This is a genomic window from Neobacillus sp. S1227, assembly GCF_055385255.1.
Map to the genome: position 1 here is coordinate 2,597,218 of NZ_AP038276.1, position 22,509 is coordinate 2,619,726.

Sequence of the window (22,509 nt, forward strand, 5' to 3'; positions counted from 1 at the left end):
TGCTTTTTGTATCTAGACATCTCCTTTAATCTAAGAATCTTTTTTTCCATTCCGGCCTTGGCAGCATGCAGCTTTCTAATTTTCCAAACCATTTATAGCGGTTGTTGGCAATTGTTTTATATAAAAAGTCGCGAATAGGGCGGGGGATAATGAGCAGGACATTGAGCAGCTTCAAAGGGCCGGAAAGTTCCCTGCAAATTTTTAGAGCTGCTGTTGATTCAAGATGGATTTTTTCATCTTCAATATAAACAAAACTCTTAACATCATTGGATAATCCGAATTTTTTGAGTAAGTTTTGCCCTGCTTCACCTTGAAGGGAAGCAAATTTGAATCGGCCTGAGGGATCTCTTTTTAATATAAATTGGACGCTATTGTTGCAAAGATTGCATAGCCCATCAAATAAAATAATGCGTTCCATTTATTCACCTGCTCTACAATTTACAGTATATTCATCTGTAAGTTTACCATAATTTTCGAATCGATTTCTTTTTATACTGCACAAAATATCATTATTTTCTTGTGGGAATAAGAAGCTAATCGTTATAGTTAAATTACCGTTCCTATGAACGATACTAAAGCTAGGAGGTATATTATGTGGGAAAATTCTTTAACTAAAATGCTAGAAATCGAGTATCCGATTATTCAGGCACCAATGGCTGGTGGGGTTACATCTTCTGAGTTAGTGGCTGCGGTTTCAAATAGTGGCGGACTTGGAATGGTCGGCGCGGGTTATTTAAGTCCTAGTCAATTGAGGCAGCAAATTCATGAAGTTCGACAATTAACCTCAAAAAATTTTGGTGTTAATTTATTTGTTCCAAGTCCATATTCTGCAGAAGCGAATAAGGTAAGAGAAGCCAAATCTATTTTATTTCCACTGCACGAAAAATTAGGGATAACAGACGGGCCAAAGCTCCCTAACTTTGAAAATGACCTCAAGTCGTTCCAGGAACAGGTTACTATCATCATTGAAGAGAAAATTCCTGTTTGTTCGTTTACCTTTGGGCTGCCTTCAGCAGAAATCACGACCATGCTAAAAAAACATTCCGTCATTGTGATTGGGACTGCCACTACTGTTAAAGAAGCCATATTAAACGAAGAGGCCGGGATGGATGCTGTTGTTGTTCAGGGAATGGAAGCAGGTGGGCACCGTGGGACTTTCTTAGATGATGATCAACAAAGTTTAATTGGGTTAATGTCACTAATTCCACAAGCCGTTGATAGGGTAGGGATTCCTGTAATTGCAGCGGGGGGAATCATGGACGGACGAGGATTGATGGGAGCTAAATGTTTGGGCGCTTTAGCGGTACAAATGGGGACTGCTTTCTTGGTTTGTGAAGAGAGCGGTGCCAATCGACTACATAAACATGCAGTCCTTAGCGCTCATGAGGACGAAATCGTTTTGACTAAAGCTTTTTCCGGTAAATTGGCAAGGGGGGTAAAAAATCAGTTTATCGAAATCCATGAAGAAATTGAGGATAAACTCCCTGACTATCCAGTGCAAAACGAGTTGACAAAAGCAATAAGGAAAGCCTCTGCTGCACAAGGTAATCACGATTATATGTCATTATGGTCCGGCCAAAGCCCAAGATTAGCACGATCCTTATCCGTAAGTGAATTAATAGATAAAATTATTTCAGAAGCTCAAAACTTAAAAAAATGCCTGTAAAACAAGCAGAATGAACACACTAAAACCAAAAAAAGCGCTGAATCAGATTCTTTATACAGAAACTGCTCAGCCCTTTTTTGGAGCCAATTGTCCACCTCCCGTGAACAAACAAGTAAAATGTCCATGAGCGGTGCCTGACACCTGAAAAAAGCTTGTTTACTTTACCAACATGACAAGTTTTCCTTAGTCTATGGAATGTGCATGGTCTTGATGTGCTGCAGGTTTAGATAGACTGGGTCTTCTTTTGCGGTGATGAGTTCAATGAAGTTGTTTTTGATTCCTTGTATTTTGCCGATTACATTGTCGTTTTCGCCGATATTGAAAACAATTAATTGGCCCGTTAATTTTTCGATTTGGACTTCAAACGATCTTGCAAAGGTTATATTGCTCGGGTTAACAGGAAGACTAGAGTTGCTCAGGCCGTATGGCCGTTGATTATTAGTGTAAGGTATTAACCATTTTAAATGGTTAAGGGAGATAAACATTGTTTTGTATATAGGAGAGTAAAAAACAAAGTAGTTATTCATGATGCTTATTATATAACCATGTAATGCTTGTTTACTTGTAACGTAAATTTCTGTAAATATACCTTTTGCTGTTGTCAATGTTTTTCGTAAGGAAATTTCCTCATTATGGTTATAGAGTGGAGTAGGTTCATCATTAATGGTAATTTCATCAATTTCATACTGTTTTAAAAATTGCCAGTTTTGAATATGAACGGTGGGGATATATAGGTAATCATAACCATTGAAAAGTACACATATATCACTGCCCATATCAACCAGCTTGCCGCTTAAAATTTTCTTGCCGGAAATTTCTATTTTTATATATTTTCCGATGTTGTCTTTAAGGAACATTTGCTCACATCCTTTCTGTGAATCCCACTATACAAAATGAGAAGGGCCAACACGTCTGTCGTATTAATGACAGTCATCTATTAATTGCCCAACTCATATTTGTATATTAATAGGATGCTATAAGTCTCAACAGAATGAGTTAGAAAAATAGAATTTATCATCGTGTTAAATTCAAATCAGTTTAAAATCGTGGATTTTGAATGATAGGCCATCCGCGAAAAATTGGATCTCTTTCTTGTTCCCGTGAATTTACGGGTTCACCTAGAAAACGGAACGGATTTGCTGGTTGCTCTTTCGGTTTATCATCATATTTTTTATTGTTCAATTCCTTCGAAGTTTGCTTTATAGAGGAAAATTGCACCAATTCTTTTTCTTTCTTTTGTACAATGGCCTTTTGTTTTTCTGAAGACCTAGACTCATTTGATGCATGAAAAACCATTTTCTTTTCATCTTTTTTACGGGTATTTTTACTTTCCAGCGAGACCTTTTCTTTTTTCGTATCCTGAATTTGGTTAACTCGAGTTACAACCGTTTTTTCCTCTTTCTTTTCCTGCTTTTGACTTGCTGGAGCTGTTTCGACTTTTTTCTTTTCCATGTCAGTGTTTATTTCCTCAGTAGCTGCCTCGATTTTTTTCTTTTTCATTTCAGTGTTTATTTCAGACGTTGCTTCATGAAGTTCACCTGAAAAGTTTTTAACAGGTTGGGACCAAACTTTTGCAGGTTTTTCATCTTCCCCTTTAAAGATTTTTATATTTGTTCCTGGTTCATCTTCAACTTTTACTTCTTCTTTTATATTGATAGTATCAGTGATCTTCTTGTTTTCTTCCTCAACCCTCATTTTTGGAGTATCTGCAGCATATTTTTGTTTAGCATTTTTAATGGATTGTGACCATACAATTTCATCTTTTGCTGATTTATTTACAACTACTGTTTTGGCGGCTTCCGGCGTTTCTTCAACAGTTTTCTCTTTTTGTCCTTCCCCTTTTCTATTTTTAGCTATATTTTCCGCTGTATTGGAGTCTGAATTGTCTTCTTCATTATTTTCATCTTTGAGATATCCTTTAAAAACATTAGCAATATTGTTTAATCTAATCACAATTCGTTCTTCGCCGCTAATTAATGTTGCGAAGTCATCGTCCAGATGGGATAAAATCCCATTAAACTTTACATTATTCGAACAAATGATGGTTACCCAAGATTCTCTTAAGGAACTAAGCACTTCAGTTAAGCTTGGTGTTTTTAGGAAATCTGTAGTGATTTCATCACTTTGAAATTGTTTGGTATTCTTGGTAATGGCTTGAATCTTATCAAGACTATAATAATAGACATAGTTATTTTCGTCTTCTAATGTAACGTAATCTGATTCAACACCAATTAATTTTCCATTACGAATGTCTTCACCTACATATAGATTCACATAATATCCTAACATCGAATCTAATACAGTTGAAAAATTATTAGAACCCATTAAGTTTCCTCCTTTTTGATAATGATGTCGCTTCTCCTTAAGAGAAGCGACCTCAAAGAATTATTGTGTTATTTTGTATTTTGTTTAGAAGAAGACTGCGATTTGACCACCCGCTGACGTGAAGAGTCTTTATCAGATTGAGCCGAAGATTGTGCTTGTGATTGTGTTTGGTCATCGGACTTTTCTTCTTCTGCCTTTTCAATCTTTAATCCGTAGCTAATATTGCGAATATGGAACATGGATAAACGAACTACTTCTTCCTTATTGATTAGGGAAACGAAATCGTGGCTCACATCGCTTAATACACCTTCCAGTTTTTCTGGACCCCCGCGATTAATTTTTACCCATTGGAATTTAAGAGAATCCAAGAGTCCTTGAAAACTATCTGCCTTTTTGAACTCGAAATCCTCTGGAACTTCGATGTTGAATTCCAGCTGCTCTTTGGCATTCTCCGTTACACTTTTGATATGATGTGTGTTGTAATAAACCACTCCATCATTTTCAGTGAGAAGCACGAGATGGTCATCGTAAACATCCATTAATTTTCCAATTCTTGATTCAGGGCCACCTCGATCAATTTTAATGATTTTACCGATCATCGACTTCATCATATCTCTATTCATAAAAAGTTTTTCCTCCTTTTAATAAAATAAACTTTTACACTGCATCTATATGTATCATGGGATGATGTTGTACTAATAAAGTAGCCTTTTTTTGGCAATGACTCGAAAAATAGGCAAAAAAAGTATATGATTGGACATCATATACTTTTTATCTAGACAAGTATCGTTATTTGTTTCTTTAAATAGTCATTTCTTTTACGAATAAACTCAAAGAAAACATTTTTTTCTTTATCAAATGTAACCTCATTCATAGTTATATAAGGATCTAGACAAATATAAGGCTTAAGTCCTTCAAAAAGTTCATTTATGATAGGCTCTTGGACATCCATTGTAAAGTCATTTTCTAATACATTTAAAAGGATGTCCTTATATTTGCCCAAAAAATTTGGATTGTGGAGAAGCCTTCCAGAAAGGGTGTTGTATCCAGTGACTGGTACGTAATCATAATCAAGCATCCGGCCATGCAGGTTTCTGCCCCATGTCCCGTCGTAGTCCCAAGGGCTGATTTCATATAATTGGGTTTCTCCATTTTTATAAAGGGCATAATTATGGATAAATCCATCATAGTTTTGTGTACAAACTACTCCGCAAAGCCATTTTAAATATTTATCTACATCTAAAACTCTCTGAATTTCCTCCTCAAAATCTTCATTTTTCAATGTATTTATCATAGCAATGAAGTTTTGCAATTCCAGCCCGTCTTCTTTTAAGCCATATTTTAATGTATATCCCTGATCTAAACGGGTTTTAAGTTCATTTTTCTTAGTTATTAAGGAGAAATTTGCTTTATTGTTGGTGGCATAGAAAATAGCACCTTTAGGCAATTTCCTTTTTTTAAGTAGATATTGGTCGAATGATTCAATTTCTAAATAGATTCCTTTACATTTTCCGTTTATGAACAAAAGGATATGCTGTGAATGAGGAGAAATTACGCCTATACGATCAAAAAAATCAAGGGATAGTTTGTTTCGGCACAAAGATATATCAGAGAATTCAGCATTAAGGTGTATTTCATGAGCGCCGTTAACCGTTTCCGGTTTATCAAATACAATACGGTAGGACTTTTTTTTCTTCTCTCTTATCACATTTCCTCGATACGAAAGGCTTATTCTATATTGATTTTCCCCGATTTTTAATACAGCTGGTACCAAATCATCATTCCAAATGTCGTTATCCAATCTTCTTAACCATTTTGCATTAATAAAAATTTCATATTTTAACACATGAATACCCCTATACAATATTTTTTTCTAGATATATGCATTTCGCTCCCAAGGGGTGTATGAAACTAAAAAGCATTAATAATAAAAATATATATTTGTCTATATCAAATAGGTCCTATTTTTCATACATTGGAAAAGAAAATAAATGTTAATGAAAGTGGTGATTTATATAATGTTGAAGCTTGACGTTCAACAATTACTTTTAGAAGCAGAAGAAAATGGGGTTGTAGCATTTATGCATAATAATCCTGTTGGAAAAGGCAAGCGGGGAAGGAGAAAGAATGAGAGCGCTGACAGCGCAGGAAGACATGGCAGTAAAAGCGGCAGTAGTGGCCATTCAGGCAGTGGGTCAGGCAGCGGGTCAGGCAGTGGTTCGGGAAGCGGTTCCGGAAGTGGGTCAGGCAGCAAAGGAAAAGGACCACGAAGACATAAAGGTAAAGGAAGTGGCAGCGGCTCCGGCAGTGGTTCGGGAAGCGGCTCCGGAAGTGGCAGTGGTTCAGGCAGCGGTTCCGGAAGCGGGTCAGGCAGCAAAGGAAAAAGACGAAGACATAAAGGTAGAGGAAGTGGCAGCGGCTCCGGAAGTGGCAGTGGCTCAGGAAGCGGTTCCGGAAGTGGCAGCGGGTCAGGCAGCAGTGGCAAAAGGAGCGGCGGAAGAAGACGTTATTCAGGCAGTGTCAGCTGGTCAGGCAGCGGAAGTGGGTCAGGCAGCGGGTCAGGCAGCAGTGGCAAAAGAAGAGGCGGAAGAAAACACCAATCAGGCAGTGGCAGCGGTTCCGGAAGCGGAAGTGGGTCAGGCAGCGGGTCAGGCAGCGGTGGCAAAAGAAGAGGCGGAAGAAAACACCAATCAGGCAGTGGCAGCGGTTCCGGAAGCGGAAGTGGGTCAGGCAGCGGGTCAGGCAGCGGTGGCAAAAGAAGAGGCGGAAGAAAACACCAATCAGGCGGTGGCAGCGGTTCCGGAAGCGGAAGTGGGTCAGGCAGCGGTGGCAAAAGAAAAGGCGGAAGAAAACACCAATCAGGCGGTGGCAGCGGTTCCGGAAGCGGAAGTGGGTCAGGCAGCGGTGGCAAAAGAAAAGGCGGAAAAAGACGCCGAAGGAGAGGCCGCTCAGGAAATGGGTCAGGCAGCAGCGGTGATTAAGGTATAGGCAGATAACAGAAAGCATTTAAAGCAAACAGTAACTTAAAAATATCTTGATTTAAACCGGTACTTTTCTAACAGTGCCGGTTTTTGTTTTATAAAAAAATGGTACAAACACCTAGTTAATAAGGCTTATGATAACAGTCCAGTTAATCAAAACAGGGGCTATAACCCTTAAATAATTTTATAGATTTTTGCTGATTTATCAGAAGTCGTTATATCCGTTTAGTCCCGGCCTGTACATAAGGACGTACTATATACAAGGGACAAGAGGTAGGATTTAAAAAATCGGTGCATGAATTGAAAGGAGTACAAATTTTTATGTATCAAACATCGACGGTAGTCATCACCATTATTACTTTTCTGTTGACAATGGCAATGATCTTTATCCGTCCAAAAAATATGAACGAAGCAATACCCGTAACAGTTGGAGCATTCGTTGTTTTCTTAAGCGGCAGTGTTTCAATTGGCGATTTAATAGATATTAGTTCAAAAGTAACAGGGGCAGCCATCACAATCATTGCCACAATAGTAATGGCGATCGTGCTTGAGAGCTTTGGCTTTTTTAGCTGGACTGCAGCTCTTATGTTAAAAGTTTCAAAAGGGTCTGGTATACGGCTATATTGGTACACCTTGTTACTTTGCTTTTTAATGACACTATTTTTTAACAATGATGGAAGCATCCTGATTACCACACCAATATTAATCTTAATTCTAAAAAATTTGGGTTTAAAGGTTCGCCAAATGATTCCTTATCTATTGAGCGGCGCCCTGATTGCAACAGCATCAAGTGCGCCTATCGGGGTCAGCAATATCGTTAATCTAATTGCATTGAAGCTTATCGGAATGGACCTTTATTTGCAGACAGAAATGATGTTCATACCAGGAGTCATAGGGCTTGTATTCTTATCATTTTTGCTTTTCCTTGTATTTCGGAAAGATATTCCTCAACAAATCCGCTTCCATTCATACTGTATTCCACTTCAAAAAAATCGTCTCTATCATCCTTTGCAGAAAAATAATGATAGTTTATTTGATCAACAGAAAAAGCTGATGATTAATATGCTAATCTTTGTATTCTTAGTGAGAATTAGTTTATTCGTTGCCTCTTATCTTGGGATATCAGTTTCGTTGGTGGCAGTACTAGGGTCCATTATCCTTCTGATCTGGAGATGGATTCATTTAAAAATCAGTCCCAAAGATGTACTCGGTAAGATACCATGGCATATTTTAATTTTTGCTTTCGGAATGTATGTCATCATTTATGGGCTTCATAATATCGGTTTAACAAATTTATTACTTGTGCATTTAAAATCGATAGTTAATGACAGTTTATTTCATGCAAACTTAACGATGGGTGTGATCACCTCACTGCTCTCTAATATTTTTAACAACCATCCAGCCTTAATGATATCAACCTTGGCGTTGACGGAAATGGGACTAGATCCATTAACCATGAAAACTGTCTATCTCGCTAACATTATTGGCAGTGACATCGGCTCGCTCATATTACCGATTGGAACCTTGGCGACCCTCATATGGATGCACATCCTCAAAAACAATAAAATTCATATTTCCTGGATAGAGTATATTAAAGTAACCATTCTAGTGATTCCACCAACATTAATTTTTACCTTAATCTGTTTATACCTCTGGCTCTTGCTGGTTTTTGTCTAATTAAAAGGATTTAATATGGTACATGCCTAGTGCGTGTACTTTTTTTGGCATATTTTATATTGGGCAATACCGCTTCTTTTCGTTGTCAATTTTTGTATTTATAAAACATCGGTAATAAGCCGTACATACATCACAACTACTGTTGTTGCATAAAATTTTATGATGGAGAAACGTTTTGGCATGAACCCAACAAACCTTAATTTAATTTTTAATGGGGAGAGAATTAGAGTGGGTACCATAAATCCTCAAGATTTCATTCAAACAATGATGAGCATAGATTATCAAGTGAAGCAGGAATGTGAACATGCCATTATAAACTTCCCTTTATCCCATAATATACCTAATCGGGATAATTTAGTTGCCTATCTGTCTTTAAGGGAAAAAATCAATTACCAGTTGTCAGAACAATTGGAAGTCAAAGGTTTTGCATCGCTGGATCTATCTCAGAAGCATGTTTTATATACACTTGAGAAAATTTTAGAAAATTTAGATGTATCAGTCATTCCATCTACAAGCCTCCATATTTCTTCTCCGCTAGAATCAAAACAAATTGCCATGGAACGGTCTCTTGAACTCCTTGGTAAAAGAAGTCATAACCTCCAGTCCACCGTCATGGTTACTCTTGATGCAAAATCCATCCAGGAACCAGCATTAATGGAGCAATTGCTTTTAAATGGGATGAATATTGCCAGAATAAATTGTGCTCATCATAATCAAGAAGTGTGGGAACAAATTATTGAATCTTTACGGAGGACGGAGAAAAAGCTTTTAAAAGACGAAAATTACCCGAATCAGAACTGTAAAATTTTTATGGATTTGGCTGGTCCGAAGGTGCGGATTGGCAAGCTGCAGCCATTTGATATTTTTGTTAAAAATGGAGATTATTTGCGCTTATATCTTGATTTACATTATACAGGCCACCCCGCATCAGCAGATGGTCCTGCAGGGGTCCCAGTAACTCTTGCAAAGGCATTTCGGAATGTACGAATCAAGGACCGCATTTTCATCGACGATGGAAAAATCCTGGGTATTGTTAAACGTATCGCAAAAGATTATGTAGAAGTAGAAATCCAATCACCTTCCAATATTCCACAGCAGGTTAAACAAGGGAAAGGATTAAATTTACCTGATTCCCTCCTAAGCTTAAATGTTCCAGCTCTAACGGAAAAGGATATCCAGGATCTGGCCTTTATTACAAAACATGCTGATATTGTTGGAATATCCTTTGTTCATTCACCGCTGGATTTGAAAAAACTAAAAGAGGAATTGGAAAAACAATCAGCTCCAGATTTGGCTGTTGTAGCAAAAATAGAAACAAAGGAGGCTGTTCATCAATTATCAAGAATTATTCTCGAGGGGTTACATTTTAAGAAATTTGGAATTATGATTGCAAGGGGAGATCTGGCTGTAGAAGTGGGGCCAGAAAATCTATCTTTTGTTCAAGAGGAAATTATATCAATATGTTCAGCCGCGTATATACCAGTTATTTGGGCAACCGGTGTTTTGGAAAAACTGACGAAAAAAGGAATGACGGCGCGCTCGGAAATTACTGATGCGGCTCAGGCGAAGAGGGCTGATTGCGTCATGCTTAATAAAGGTCCTTTTATTAATGAAGCATTAATCATGCTGAATAAACTGCTAAAGGAAGAGTCAGATTTTCCTAGGAAAGATATAACTTTTAGAAAACATATTGCCCAATTTGGGATACTATAAAAAGGGCCGCTGCCATTACCAGACAGTGGCCCAATTACCTTATGAATTTAAAGACAGCTGTAAACCTTTTTGATAATACTGTTCCATTATTTCCTTCGGCACCATACTTCCTCCGGTCGCCCAAACAATATGCGTACCTTTGCCTAATTTTTTAGATAAATGATGCCTGTTCAAATAATCCTCACCTTCGCCAGCAAGCCTCACTGGACCAAGCATACCGGCTAATGCAGAGGGTTCTAAATAAATTTTTTCTGAGTCTGCCAAATCCTTCAGCAGTTTATACAACTTCTCATCACTTACCGTATAAATCCCTCTTAAAAATGGCTCGATGATTTTCCCAACAAAGCCGGAAGGTCTGCCGACAGCGAGCCCATCCGCGTCGGTAAGATTATCTAGGCCAATATCCTGCACGGAAATTTGGTCGTGAAGGCCTGTCATCATTCCCAGCAGCATACATGGGGAATGAGTGGGTTCGGCAAAGAAACAGTGAACATTATCTTTAAACAGTAGCTTTAGACCGTAAGCTACACCGCCAGGTCCTCCGCCAACTCCGCATGGCAGGTATACAAATAACGGGTGATTTTCATCCACCGCTAACTTTAATTCTCGTAATTGATTTTTTAACCGCAATGCAGCAGTGGCATAACCCAGAAATAAATCTTGGGAATTTTCGTCATCAATAAAATGACAGGACGGGTCAGCCTCTGCCTGACGTCGGCCCTCCTCAACCGCTTTGCTGTAGTCCGATTCGTATTCAACCACTTTTACTCCTTTTGAACGCAGCAGATCCTTTTTCCACTGTTTGGCGTCCGCAGACATATGTACAGTAACATTAAAGCCAAGCTTTGCGCTCATAATTCCGATACTTAAACCGAGATTTCCAGTCGAACCGACTGAAATTGAATAACCCGAGAAGAAACTGCGAAATTCATCGCTGTCTATAATGGAGTATTCATCATCTATTGTAAAAAGCCCTTGGTTTAAGGCTAATTTTTCAGCATGTTTCAAAACCTCGTATATTCCGCCTCGTGCTTTAATAGACCCCGAAATAGGAAGGTGGCTGTCACATTTTAACCAAAGCTCACCAGGAATAGTCAGTCCAAATCTTTTTTCCATTTTTTGTTTCATGCTTGGAATTTTTACGAGCGGAGATTCAATTATGCCGCCAGTTTCTTGTGTTTCAGGAAACACTTTGGCGATATAGGGGGCAAGACGCTCTAAACGTTTCTCCGCTTCCTTAATATCCGCCAATGTTAAAGTTAACTTTTCGACTCCTTCCTGATTTTGGTCAAGTTTACCATTCAGCCAAAATACTTCCTGATAATTAATAAGCTGATTTAACAGCGAAAGCTCATGATTTTTTAACTCAGTAAGGAATTTCGCTTTGTCCAAATTTATCACCCTGCCATCTATTATCTTAATTATTTTCATATTAACAAAAAAGATATTAAAATATTAGCCTTTAAAGAATGAAAAAGACGATCTATTTTTTGCAAATAGATCGTCTTTTATGGTGGGTTACCATATTAACGGTATTTATTAATAAAAGTAACCGCCCATAAAGCTTGCACCAACAATAATCAACAAAATAAACAGAACTACGATTAAAGCAAATCCTGCTCCGCCGCCGCCGCTCATGCATTTCACCTCCAACATCCTTTACTACAGGGTATGTCTGGAGGTTTTGGGGCGTATAGACAAACATGTATTTTTAATGCGGATTTTTACATGATTAGTTGTGCTCGTGATCACGGCTTTCATGGGATTCCTCAAATTCAGGAGCGGCGCCCATAAATCCAAATGGACCTGTTGGCCTTATTTCTGCCCGAAACAGTGCAACGATTTCGAGAATCCTAATGATAATTCTACGTCGAGCTGCCATTCTATTTTGCAGGACAATAATATCTGAACCGACTAAAAGCAGCCTTCCTTCAAAATTTCCTTGAGTTGTAACAACATTCACTTCTTCATTTACTAATTCATGGGCAAAGTGATGAAATGTTTTATCGCTCATTCGTCTATTCATCTCCTCTCAGGTATAGTAAATGCAAACCGTAGGAAAATGGGATTGTCTTTTGAAAAATTTTTATCGGGGGTGTTTATATATGGAGGCGGGCCAAGAAAGCGTTTTGTAAGTATGGGAGTTTGTCTAACCAAATAGTTTCATACCTGAATATGAATAACTATAAGGCAGGTGAGAAACATGTATTTGGTTGGTTTTTATTCCCCTAAAGCAAAATCTGGTGTCACGGAACTGTCATTATCGATATATAACTGGCTTAAGACAAACACAAAATTATCCGTTGCTTTTATATCATATGGGACTCTAGAAAAAGAAGATTGTTCAAACGAATTAATCCATGAATTTGCCAAGCTGACATTAACGGAACAAAAACGAAGAGTCAAAGCGATGAAGAAAAAACATGATATTATTATTTATGATGCTTCTAGCAAGCTTTCTGAAGGGGTTTTAAAGCTGTTGCCAATTGTAGACCGGTTATTCGTCGTGGGGGAGGAACATAAGGATTTTGCTGTCAAACTGCATCAAATCATCGAGTTTGATAAAATTTTTGATAAAAGCGTGAAGAATTTCATCACCCATTTAAGCGGCAATAAAACATTTATCCTTCAGGAAAAAAAGGAAGACCGTGTCATCGGTTTTAATCATTCCGAAAAAGGAACAAATGAAATCGGGCAAATGATTTATACAGACTATGTAACCCATTATCTCAATGAAAAATTTATCGAAAAAAATGAAAAGATTCTGAAGAAAATAAGAAAATTACCGAAAGAAGACTTGTTTAATGGGTTATATGACATGGGCATTGACTTCGAAATAGCCCTGCTGTTTCAGAGATATGTGATTTTGCGCGAGTTATTAGGTCAGGACTATTATGAAGCCCTCGAAGATTTGTTTCCTCTTTTAATTAATTCCTTGTTTGAAGAGATATTAGAAAAATTCCAAAAAGAACTCTACATTGTCTCTAAATAAAACGAAAAATTCATATGTAATAAAAACTATAATGAGCGGAGCTGTGAAGCTCCGCCTTTTAGGATACGGTGTCGCTTTCAATAAATGTCTCAAAAGCTGGGTGATATTCTTTTTGATAGTGCTGTTCGGGACAGGATTTTACGACAACTGAGCTTAATAAATTGGATTTGTTTGTTTCCAATACTTTATTGCATTTCGGGCAATGTTCAACGAAAAGGTTTTTAATAAAACGCATCACTCTTTAGCCTCCCTATCCCGCTAATTCCTATGTTTATACTATGAATTATACAGTATCTCCCTTAAATATCAATAGTTAGCCGTTTATTTTTATCATATGGGGGTCATAAAGATTAGGTGAATATGGAAGAGCTAAATCGCGGAGAAATGCTAATAGTCTTAAGTTGGTTGACAATATACCTTTGCGGGTATAATATAAATCATGGCAATGCTTGTTTTATTTGGAGGTAAGTGATTTGGACTATAATGATCAAATTAAAAATAGAGTCAAACGTATTGAAGGGCAGTTACGCGGGATATTAAAAATGATGGAAGAAAATAAGGACTGTAAAGATGTTATTACCCAGCTATCTGCTTCTAGAACTGCGATTGATCGCACAATTGGTGTTATTGTAAGCTCCAATTTGGTGGAGTGCGTACAAAAAGCAGAAGAGCATGGGGATAAAAACATGGAAGAACTAGTAAAAGAGGCCGTAAATCTACTCGTGAAAAGCCGTTAATAAGAGTGGAGGTGCCCTCTTTTTTTTTTGCAAAAAACCCATATGAGTATTGATGTTTAACCAGACATTTCTTGTGCAACTGGGCATCAACCTGTAATATTTATTGTGGGAAGGGACTAAATTGTTCCTTACTTTTAGGGGGGAGTCATGGCTATTAGTTTTATCATCACAGTTTTTGTTATTGGATTTTTAGGTGCATTTCTATCGGGTATGTTGGGAATAGGCGGGGCCATCATAAATTTCCCGATGCTTTTGTATATCCCCCCGGCGCTGGGTGTCGGCCATTTTACAGCACACGAGGTTTCAGGAATAACGGCCATCCAAGTTTTCTTTGCCACAATCGGGGGTGTCTTAGCCTATCGGAAGGGTGGTTATTTAAATAAAACGCTTATTGCCTATATGGGGATCAGTATTTTGCTTGGAAGTTTTATTGGAGGATTCGTTTCTTCACAATTACCCGAGAGCAGCATATATATTGTATACGGTATTCTTGCTTTAATTGCTGTCATTATGATTTTTATCCCGAAAAAAGGGATTGATAATATCCCGCTAGATCAAGTGCAATTTAATAAATGGCTGGGGGCAGCATTGGCCTTTATCGTCGGAATTGGAGCGGGCATTGTGGGGGCTGGTGGTGCTTTCCTCTTGGTACCTATCATGCTTGTCGTATTAAAGATACCGACCCGGATGACCATTGCCTCATCATTGGCGATTACCCTTATTTCCTCTATTGGTTCGATTACCGGAAAAATCACTACCGGCCACATCGACATTTTACCTGCGCTGATACTGGTTGTGGCCAGTTTGCTGGCGGCGCCGCTTGGTGCTAATGCAGGGAAGAGAATGAATACAAAAGTTCTGCAAATGATTATGGGGATATTAATTTTCTTGGTAGCTGTGAAAGTTTGGGTGGATATTATTCTTTAAAAATAAGGTCAGGAGTGAGAACTCTTGGCTTTTTATCCTTTAAAGTTGAAATTTTTCTGTTTCTGGTATAGTAATTACGTATTCTATTTCATTTATTAAAAAAAAGGAAGATTTATATGCTGGAATTATTACCGCTAATGCTTGAGCGTGTTGGAGTTCTTATCATTGCAGCGTTTATCCTGTCTAGGATTAATTCCTTTCGACAGGTGATTAATAATGAACACGGATTTTCTGCGAAGGCTGCGATGATTGCCATTTTTGGGGCGTTTGGGGTCATCAGTAATTATACAGGCATTGAGATTGGACATGGAGTCATTACCTCGGAAGAATGGCTGACAGGTATGGACAGTACGAGTGCGATTGCCAATACAAGAATCATGGGAGTTGCAATCGGGGGCCTGCTAGGCGGCCCAATCGTCGGCATTGGAGCGGGTTTAATTGCCGGTCTTCATAGGTTAACCCTTGGAGGATTCACGGCAACAGCATGTGCAGTATCAACAATTCTGGCGGGAATTGTAACTGGAATCCTAGGCAGGCGCTTTAGGATTAAAGAAGAAAACTCTCCATGGAAGGCTGTTGTAATGGGGATTTTGATGGAATGCGTCCAAATGGGAATTATTCTTTTAATCGCTAGACCTTATGAAGAAGCTATATATCTTGTCAAAACTATTGCCCTACCAATGATTACGATGAATGGCTTTGGGACCCTTATATTTATTTGGATTATTCAGGGCATTTTTCAAGAACAAGAACGGACGCGTGCCCTGCAAACCCATAAAGCATTATATATCGCCAACCAAACACTGCCATTCTTCCGGCAGGGCCTAAATGTGGACTCCTGTACTAAGGCAGCGGAAATTATTCTTAAATGGACGAATGCGGATGCTATCTCGATAACCAACCAGCACCAAGTATTAGCCCATGAAGGTGCTTCTTCCGATCATCATTTTCCATTAAGAAGTATGGCTACAGAGTTAACGAAAAAAGTATTAGAAAGCGGCCAGATTACGATTGCAAGAACAGCAGAGGAAATACAATGCTTTCATCCTAAATGCCTTTTAAAAGCTGCCATTGTCCTGCCTTTAAAGGTCGATGACAAAATTGTAGGTACAATGAAGCTGTACTTTATCGATGCGGACAAGCTTGACCGTGTTGAACAGGAACTTGCGGAAGGGTTGGGCAAGTTATTTTCCGTCCAATTGGAAATGGCAGAGCTGGAAATGCAAAGCCGCCTGCTGAAGGATGCAGAGATTAAAGCACTGCAGGCTCAAGTACATCCCCATTTTTTATTTAACGCAATTAACACGATTTCCAGTCTTATTCGCATTGATGCTGATAAGGCTAGGAATTTATTGCTCCAGCTAAGTGTTTTTTTCCGGAGTAACCTTCAAGGGGCAAGACAAATGCTTATTCCTCTAGAGAAGGAACTTGAGCATGTACAGGCCTATTTGACAATTGAGCAGGCTAGATTTCCTGATCGTTACCAGGTAAATCTTGAGATAGATCCGGCACTGGAAAAAGTCCTTATTCCTCCATTTACTCTGCAGCCTCTTATTGAGAATGCCATTCGTTACGCATTTCCAAAAATAAAAAAGGGGATTGTACGGGTTAAGGCCAATCAGGAAGGGGGGAAAATGGTGCTGCTTACGGAAGACAATGGGAATGGTATTCCAATTGAACAATTAGGGTTGATAGGCAACCAAACAGTGGACTCTTCAAGCGGTACAGGGACTGCTTTATGGAATATTAAAAAGCGGATAGAAGAGCTTTATGGAGCAGAAGGGTCGTTTCAAATTGAAAGTGAACCCGGCAAAGGAACAAAAGTATGGATTACATTGCCAATTAAAAGGCAGCACGCGGGGTGAGCAAAGTGTTAAAAGCTTTTATTGTCGATGATGAACCATTGGCAAGGGATGAGTTAGCCTATTTGTTAAAGCGAAGCAAACAAGTGGAAATCATGGGTGAGGCAGATAGTATCGAATCTGCCATGGAGCAGCTTGCGAATCTTGATATTGATGTTATTTTTTTGGATATTCAGCTTGCGGGTGAAAGCGGAATGGATCTTGCCGCCAAGATGAATTCGTTGGACTATCCTCCTTTGATTATATTTGCTACAGCTTTTGATGAATATGCATTAAAAGCGTTTGAACTAGATGCTGTTGATTATTTATTAAAACCATTTGACGAGAAAAGAATTAAGCAAACGACTGAAAAGCTATATAAAATTATAGGAATTGAAGGACCAAAGTTGACGATGACTGCCGGAATAAGCTCGAAGATGAATGATCGGACCGAAAAGCTGGCTATTTCGATGGATGAAAAGATAATCCTAATAAACACGAACGAAATTCTTTATGTAGGGACGAATGAAGGGAAAACTGTGATTGCTGCCGAGAAGCAAAAGTATACGATAAATGAACCACTCATCAATCTGGAAAGACGGCTGCAGCATTCCTCCTTTCTTCGGGTTCATCGTGCATACCTGGTAAATGTAAATGCTATCATAGAAATTGAGCCATGGTTTAATTCTACTTATAATTTAACAATGATAGACGGCGAAAAGGTACCTGTCAGTAGAACCTACACAAAAGATTTAAAACAGCTGCTTGGCTTTTAAGCAGCTGTTTTTTGTATTTCATACACTCATTTTTACATTTTAACGGTCTGATTCTGCGTTTTATTTTGAAAATCAAATGATTGCGTTTTCATTTATTAAAATAGTGGTACAAGCAAAATGAACCAAGGGGGTATATAGAAATGAATGCGGTTTCAATTGTGATCGGCTCTATTTGTATTTTAATGATTGCCTATCGCTTATACGGAACATTCATGGCAGCAAAAGTTTTGAAGTTAGATGATTCAAAACCGACCCCTGCTCATGAATTAAATGATGGCAAGGACTATGTTCCAACCAATAAATGGGTGACTTTCGGCCACCATTTTGCCGCAATTGCAGCAGCAGGTCCGCTTGTTGGTCCAATCCTTGCAGCCCAATTCGGGTATTTGCCAGGACTGCTTTGGCTGCTGATTGGGGCCGTAATTGGAGGAGCAGTTCACGATGCAGTTGTCCTTTTCGCTTCCATGCGTAAAAAAGGAAAATCTTTATCAGAGGTAGCAAAAGAAGAACTTGGCCCAGTGGCCGGTTTTTGTACGGGTCTTGCAATGCTGTTTATCATCACCATCACCATGGCAGGTCTTTCAATGGTTGTTCTGCATGCTCTTGAAAACAATCCATGGGGCACGTTCTCTGTGGGAATTACCATTCCAATTGCAATGGGCGTAGGGATATTCTATAAGAAAACAGGCAATTTGAAATTAACATCAACCGTTGGTTTCATTCTTGTCATGGTAGGTGTTTTCATCGGACCATGGGTACAGCATACGGTTTTAGGTGAATGGTTAACATTAGACACGAAAACATTAGCAATTATTTTACCAATTTACGCTTTTTTTGCAGCGGCGCTGCCAGTATGGCTGTTGCTTGCTCCACGGGATTACCTGAGCAGCTTTATGAAGATTGGTGTTTTTATCGCTTTGATTATTGGTGTTTTTATTATCAATCCTTCGATTGAAATGCCAGCATTTACAAAATTTATCGATGGCGGAGGTCCGGTTCTTTCAGGTCCTGTATGGCCGTTTATTTCTATCACGATTGCCTGCGGTGCGATTTCCGGTTTCCATGCCTTTGTTGGTTCAGGAACAACCCCAAAAATGTTAGATCGCTGGTCAGACATTAAGGTAGTGGGCTTTGGCGCAATGTTAGTTGAATGTGTAGTAGGGATTATGGCATTGATTGCGGCGACAGCTCTTCAGCCTGCTGATTATTTTGCGATTAACTCTTCACCTGAGGTATTTAAAACATTAGGAATGCACGTTGACCAATTACCAAAGTTGGCAGAGGAGATTGGCATCAATCTTGAGGGCAGAACTGGCGGTGCAGTAACATTAGCCGTTGGTATGACTTATGTATTCACAAGTATTCCGTGGTTTGCGAAACTATCATCCTATTTCTTCCAGTTTGTGATTATGTTTGAAGCAGTATTTATCTTAACTGCCATTGACTCTGGAACTCGTGTTGCACGCTACTTAATTCAGGATTTCTTTGGGGAGTTATATAAGCCGTTGAAAAAGACAGACTGGCTTCCAGGTTCGATTTTTGCAAGTGCATTGGCATGCTTTATGTGGGGATATTTACTTTTCTCAGGGGACATCGGTTCTGTTTGGGCCCTATTCGGTGTTTCTAACCAGTTGATGGCGTCTATCGGCCTTATTGTTGGTGCAACAGTAATACTTAAGATTGCTGATAAACGCTGGTATATGTTTACTTGCCTAGTGCCGCTGGCTTACTTGTTTGTAACCGTTAACTATGCAGGCTACTGGATGGTCAAAAATGTTTATCTTAACCCAGCTGCCGCAGGTTACAGTGTATTAAACGGGATATTATCCATCATTATGCTTGTCCTTGGTATTGTCATCATGGTTACAGCTATAAAAAAATGGATTGAAATGTGGAATTCACCAAGCCTAAGACTGAATTCAAAAGCAGCATAAAAATATAAAAAATAAGAGGCTGTCCCAAAAGTGTAACTTTTAGGAGCAGCCCCTTTTTTATGTATAGCTCTAATAAATTTGTCTGTTGATTTCCGCTCCAGGGGCGAGCAGTTTGCGGGCGTGCCGGGAAGCCTCCTCGGCGCTAAAGCGCCTGCGGGGTCTCCCCAGCCCCGTACTCCCGCAGGAGTCTTCGCCCCTTCCTCTCCAATCAACAGAGTGTAAAAATTAATAAACGACATTGTACAAAAAATAAGAAAATCATTCCATTTGGTAAAATGAAGTTACCAAACCACAAACACCAGAAAGGAATGATTTTCTTATGTACATGAATTATACGCAACAGGACAATTAGTTCTACCTATTGAAATTGAGGTCCGTATCCCCGAACAGCATCTGTGCCGAATTGTAGATTAGGCTGTTGAAAAAATGAATCCAAACATTCTATCCTCCCTTCATTCTGGTGGAGGACGACCACCTTATCACCCTAAAATGATGTTAAAAATTATCATCTATGCTTATGTAAATCGAATTTACTCATCCCGTCAAATTCTATTAAAAGGACCTATCTTTCTACGGAGTGCCCAAACTGTCCTTTTCAAGACACTTGTGCTAAAGGGAAAGAAACCAAAAGTATAAAGGTCTCAATGGAAAACCAAAAACAGAGGAAGGAAGTCAGGGAACTTTTATATACTGAAGAAGAGGAAAATAAGTATAGACAAAGGAAAATAGATTTTGAACCAGTCTTTGGCCATATTAAGCACAGTCGTGGTTTCAACCGCTTTTCATTAAGAGGCCTTTCCAAAAATATCACGGAATGGGGTCTTATTTGTGTTGCCCATAATCTTATAAAATGGGATTCCATTGCCAAAAGGTATGTAAAAGTAGGCCGAGAATAAAGGGGGGATAACCCCGATCTGTGAATGAAAATCCCAGAAAACGGGCCAAAAATAGAATGAAAATAAAAAACTGACCCAATAGAGTCGTTATTCAACGACCTTTTGGGTCAGCCTCTTCATGCATAAATTCAACTTCGCCTTTGTCTTCATCCTAATGGGCTCGCCAATCGGCGAGATTTCATTTATAATCATAATATTTTAATGTCTCTGTCTTGGAGGTGGGTACTTCTTCGGTTATATTTCCATCCTCGTCTTTATAAACCTCATATTCCTGATAAGTTTCAAGAATATAACCACCCTTTTTTTCACGTTTCACCAGTTTTTCTACCATCTCCGGCATGTCCTCCGGCGGTTCTACGCTGGCTTGAACCGCATGGACCGGCTGATCAGCAGAATAGGACAATTTTTTGTTTATAAAAGAATATGGTGAATCCAGATAGGCACCTAAACCAATAGTAATTAGCAAACCGCAGGCAGTTAAGTAGGTTTTTATTTTCATGGGTCTCGAGCTCCTTTAATAATGAATTCTCGTAACCCATTTTATGCTCGTCCGATGAACATATGCCTTTGGCTTTTAAATGTTTTCCGGTTTCACACGCGGCCGGAATAATAGAAACAGGATAAATGCCAGGATGGTGATTATTGCGCCTGAAATATAAGGTAGACCAATCGCCAGCGAAAACAGCCAGCCTCCAAGCGGTGGCCCAATAATGCGTCCCAACGAGTCGAAAGATGACAACAGCCCGGTTGAACTTCCATGTCCTGCGGTTGATGTTTTCGTCAGAAGTGAAGATACACTAGGCCGGATCACGCCATTTCCTAACCCAAAAATGGTTAAATAGATTGCTGCTGTCGTAAAGTTATGTACGAGTAATATAAGTCCAAATCCAATGGCCGAAACAATCATGCCACCTTGAATGACGGCACTCTCTCCATATTTCTTTGTTAACCTGCCTACAAGTCCTCCTTGTACTAGCGCACCGCCAAAACCCATAATCATAAAGATATAGCCCAACTGTGTTGAATCAAGACCCGCTTTTTCAGCAGCATAGTAGGCAAATGTGGCTTCCAAACCTGAAAGGGATAAGGAAATGAATAACTGCACGAAAAATAAGACGGAAACATCACGGTTAAAGGCTTTCCAGATTGATCTTTTTTCTTCAGAAGTCTGTCCTGTTTCGTGTTTTGACTCCTTTAATAAAAGAAATACAAGCACTAAGGTGAGGGCTGCTGATCCGCTAGCAATGAAAAAAGGCATGCTCAAGCTAATTTTAGAAAAAATACCGCCGACTGCTGGTCCAAAAACAAAGCCAAGGCCAACCGCAGCACCGATAATGCCCATTCCTTTTCCGCGGTTTTCTTCTGTTGTAATGTCGGCAACGTATGCCATTGCTGTTGGCATATTAGCGGATGATAGCATTCCTCCTAATATTCTTGCGGCAAACAGCATCCAAAGCTCGGTTGAAATCGCTTGGATAAAAAATGAAAAAGCAAGACCGGTAATCCCTATCATCATGACCGGTTTTCGGCCAATACGATCAGACAGGCGTCCCCACATTGGTGCAAAGATCAGTTGCATCAAGGAATAGACCGCCATTAACAGCCCAAGTTCTGTAGGATTCGCCCCCATTTCCTCTGCATAAAACGGCAGGACCGGGATGATGATGCCAAACCCGACCATCACTAAAAACATGACAACAAATAGAATTGGTAAAGCAGTCTTTGTCTGCAAAGGATGTCAACTCCTTCAAATAAATCCAAATTCCACTAAATGAAACCTAATACCCATTATCACCCAGCATGCTATTATAATGCAACCATCATTTCTTGGTGGTCCATATAAAAATGTAAGGTTCACTTTAATTATCGTAAGGATTCATTTTAGAAAAAATGACTATTAATATCCTGCAAAATAAGATGGGGTTTGATATCCATAAACTGTTCATCCAGGTTCTCAAATTTGCTTTCTTACTAAGTTCAAACCTACATTTCAATTGGTGTTCAGAAATAATATCGCTTATTTTTGGATCATCCTCTACAAACA

The 22,509-nt window shown here is 39.1% G+C and carries 21 protein-coding genes and 2 pseudogenes; 12 read left to right on the top strand and 11 right to left on the bottom strand.

Going from position 1 to position 22,509, the window contains the following annotated elements:
- Positions 1-25: 25 nt before the first annotated feature.
- Positions 26-418, bottom strand: a complete 393-nt coding sequence (locus tag ACZ5AE_RS13180) for a thiol-disulfide oxidoreductase DCC family protein (protein WP_464572973.1) — start codon at positions 416-418, stop codon at positions 26-28.
- A gap of 174 nt (positions 419-592) precedes the next feature.
- Here ACZ5AE_RS13180 and ACZ5AE_RS13185 point away from each other — a divergent pair, with 174 nt between their 5' ends.
- Positions 593-1,666 (top strand): NAD(P)H-dependent flavin oxidoreductase, encoded by a 1,074-nt coding sequence (locus tag ACZ5AE_RS13185; protein WP_464572975.1) that lies wholly within the window; start codon positions 593-595, stop codon positions 1,664-1,666.
- Positions 1,667-1,854: 188 nt separating this feature from the next.
- On the opposite strand, the gene ACZ5AE_RS13190 is transcribed toward ACZ5AE_RS13185, so the two are convergent.
- The 4 genes from ACZ5AE_RS13190 to ACZ5AE_RS13205 all read right to left on the bottom strand — a co-directional run bounded on the left by ACZ5AE_RS13190 (position 1,855) and on the right by ACZ5AE_RS13205 (position 5,837).
- Complete coding sequence (locus ACZ5AE_RS13190; protein ID WP_464572977.1) at positions 1,855-2,523, bottom strand: DUF2642 domain-containing protein; 669 nt, start codon at positions 2,521-2,523, stop codon at positions 1,855-1,857.
- Between the two features lie 181 nt (positions 2,524-2,704).
- Positions 2,705-3,991 (bottom strand): hypothetical protein, encoded by a 1,287-nt coding sequence (locus tag ACZ5AE_RS13195; RefSeq protein ID WP_464572979.1) that lies wholly within the window; start codon positions 3,989-3,991, stop codon positions 2,705-2,707.
- Between the two features lie 68 nt (positions 3,992-4,059).
- Entirely contained in the window at positions 4,060-4,614 is a 555-nt protein-coding gene (locus tag ACZ5AE_RS13200; RefSeq protein WP_464572981.1) for a hypothetical protein, read from the bottom strand.
- 152 nt (positions 4,615-4,766) lie between these two features.
- Positions 4,767-5,837, bottom strand: coding sequence for a CotH kinase family protein (locus ACZ5AE_RS13205; RefSeq protein ID WP_464572983.1), 1,071 nt, complete (start codon positions 5,835-5,837; stop codon positions 4,767-4,769).
- Positions 5,838-6,088: 251 nt separating this feature from the next.
- Here ACZ5AE_RS13205 and ACZ5AE_RS13210 point away from each other — a divergent pair, with 251 nt between their 5' ends.
- The 3 genes from ACZ5AE_RS13210 (at position 6,089) to ACZ5AE_RS13220 (ending at position 10,362) form a co-directional block, all read left to right on the top strand.
- On the top strand, positions 6,089-6,979 hold the full coding sequence (locus ACZ5AE_RS13210) for a hypothetical protein (RefSeq protein WP_464572985.1): 891 nt from the start codon (positions 6,089-6,091) through the stop codon (positions 6,977-6,979).
- Between the two features lie 314 nt (positions 6,980-7,293).
- The gene (locus ACZ5AE_RS13215; protein WP_464572987.1) at positions 7,294-8,649 is read left to right on the top strand and encodes an arsenic transporter; all 1,356 of its coding nucleotides are present in this window, start codon (positions 7,294-7,296) and stop codon (positions 8,647-8,649) included.
- A 228-nt stretch (positions 8,650-8,877) separates the two neighbouring features.
- The gene (locus ACZ5AE_RS13220; RefSeq protein ID WP_464572989.1) at positions 8,878-10,362 is read left to right on the top strand and encodes a pyruvate kinase; all 1,485 of its coding nucleotides are present in this window, start codon (positions 8,878-8,880) and stop codon (positions 10,360-10,362) included.
- Between the two features lie 39 nt (positions 10,363-10,401).
- Here the strand turns inward: ACZ5AE_RS13220 and ACZ5AE_RS13225 are convergent, their stop codons facing one another.
- The 3 genes from ACZ5AE_RS13225 to ACZ5AE_RS13235 all read right to left on the bottom strand — a co-directional run bounded on the left by ACZ5AE_RS13225 (position 10,402) and on the right by ACZ5AE_RS13235 (position 12,376).
- The gene (locus tag ACZ5AE_RS13225; protein WP_464572991.1) at positions 10,402-11,793 is read right to left on the bottom strand and encodes a D-serine ammonia-lyase; all 1,392 of its coding nucleotides are present in this window, start codon (positions 11,791-11,793) and stop codon (positions 10,402-10,404) included.
- Between the two features lie 108 nt (positions 11,794-11,901).
- On the bottom strand, positions 11,902-12,000 hold the full coding sequence (locus tag ACZ5AE_RS13230) for a YjcZ family sporulation protein (RefSeq protein ID WP_241113772.1): 99 nt from the start codon (positions 11,998-12,000) through the stop codon (positions 11,902-11,904).
- A 94-nt stretch (positions 12,001-12,094) separates the two neighbouring features.
- On the bottom strand, positions 12,095-12,376 hold the full coding sequence (locus tag ACZ5AE_RS13235) for a hypothetical protein (RefSeq protein ID WP_464572993.1): 282 nt from the start codon (positions 12,374-12,376) through the stop codon (positions 12,095-12,097).
- A gap of 189 nt (positions 12,377-12,565) precedes the next feature.
- Between ACZ5AE_RS13235 and ACZ5AE_RS13240 the strand changes: the two genes are divergently transcribed.
- Entirely contained in the window at positions 12,566-13,354 is a 789-nt protein-coding gene (locus tag ACZ5AE_RS13240) for a hypothetical protein (protein ID WP_464572995.1), read from the top strand.
- A gap of 58 nt (positions 13,355-13,412) precedes the next feature.
- Here the strand turns inward: ACZ5AE_RS13240 and ACZ5AE_RS13245 are convergent, their stop codons facing one another.
- Positions 13,413-13,592, bottom strand: a complete 180-nt coding sequence (locus ACZ5AE_RS13245) for a hypothetical protein (protein ID WP_464573763.1) — start codon at positions 13,590-13,592, stop codon at positions 13,413-13,415.
- A gap of 235 nt (positions 13,593-13,827) precedes the next feature.
- On the opposite strand from ACZ5AE_RS13245, the gene ACZ5AE_RS13250 reads away from it, so the two are divergent.
- The 7 genes and pseudogenes from ACZ5AE_RS13250 to ACZ5AE_RS13280 form a co-directional block, all read left to right on the top strand.
- A complete protein-coding gene (locus ACZ5AE_RS13250) occupies positions 13,828-14,091 on the top strand; it encodes a metal-sensitive transcriptional regulator (protein WP_464572997.1) in 264 nt (87 codons plus the stop codon).
- 147 nt (positions 14,092-14,238) lie between these two features.
- Positions 14,239-15,018: a sulfite exporter TauE/SafE family protein gene (locus ACZ5AE_RS13255; RefSeq protein WP_464572999.1), complete on the top strand. Its 780-nt coding sequence runs from the start codon at positions 14,239-14,241 to the stop codon at positions 15,016-15,018.
- A 116-nt stretch (positions 15,019-15,134) separates the two neighbouring features.
- Positions 15,135-16,883, top strand: a complete 1,749-nt coding sequence (locus ACZ5AE_RS13260) for a LytS/YhcK type 5TM receptor domain-containing protein (protein ID WP_464573001.1) — start codon at positions 15,135-15,137, stop codon at positions 16,881-16,883.
- A gap of 5 nt (positions 16,884-16,888) precedes the next feature.
- Positions 16,889-17,635, top strand: a complete 747-nt coding sequence (locus ACZ5AE_RS13265; protein ID WP_464573003.1) for a LytR/AlgR family response regulator transcription factor — start codon at positions 16,889-16,891, stop codon at positions 17,633-17,635.
- Between the two features lie 140 nt (positions 17,636-17,775).
- Positions 17,776-19,569, top strand: a complete 1,794-nt coding sequence (cstA, locus tag ACZ5AE_RS13270; protein WP_464573005.1) for a carbon starvation protein CstA — start codon at positions 17,776-17,778, stop codon at positions 19,567-19,569.
- A gap of 465 nt (positions 19,570-20,034) precedes the next feature.
- A pseudogene (locus ACZ5AE_RS13275) lies at positions 20,035-20,118 on the top strand (transposase); the annotation flags it as partial.
- A pseudogene (locus ACZ5AE_RS13280) lies at positions 20,118-20,465 on the top strand (transposase); the annotation flags it as partial. The pseudogenes ACZ5AE_RS13275 and ACZ5AE_RS13280, both read left to right, overlap by 1 nt.
- Before the next feature lie 178 nt (positions 20,466-20,643).
- Here ACZ5AE_RS13280 and ACZ5AE_RS13285 read toward each other — a convergent pair.
- Both ACZ5AE_RS13285 and ACZ5AE_RS13290 read right to left on the bottom strand, forming a co-directional pair.
- On the bottom strand, positions 20,644-20,964 hold the full coding sequence (locus ACZ5AE_RS13285; protein WP_464573007.1) for a hypothetical protein: 321 nt from the start codon (positions 20,962-20,964) through the stop codon (positions 20,644-20,646).
- Between the two features lie 75 nt (positions 20,965-21,039).
- Complete coding sequence (locus ACZ5AE_RS13290; protein ID WP_464573009.1) at positions 21,040-22,197, bottom strand: MFS transporter; 1,158 nt, start codon at positions 22,195-22,197, stop codon at positions 21,040-21,042.
- Positions 22,198-22,509 lie beyond the last annotated feature (312 nt).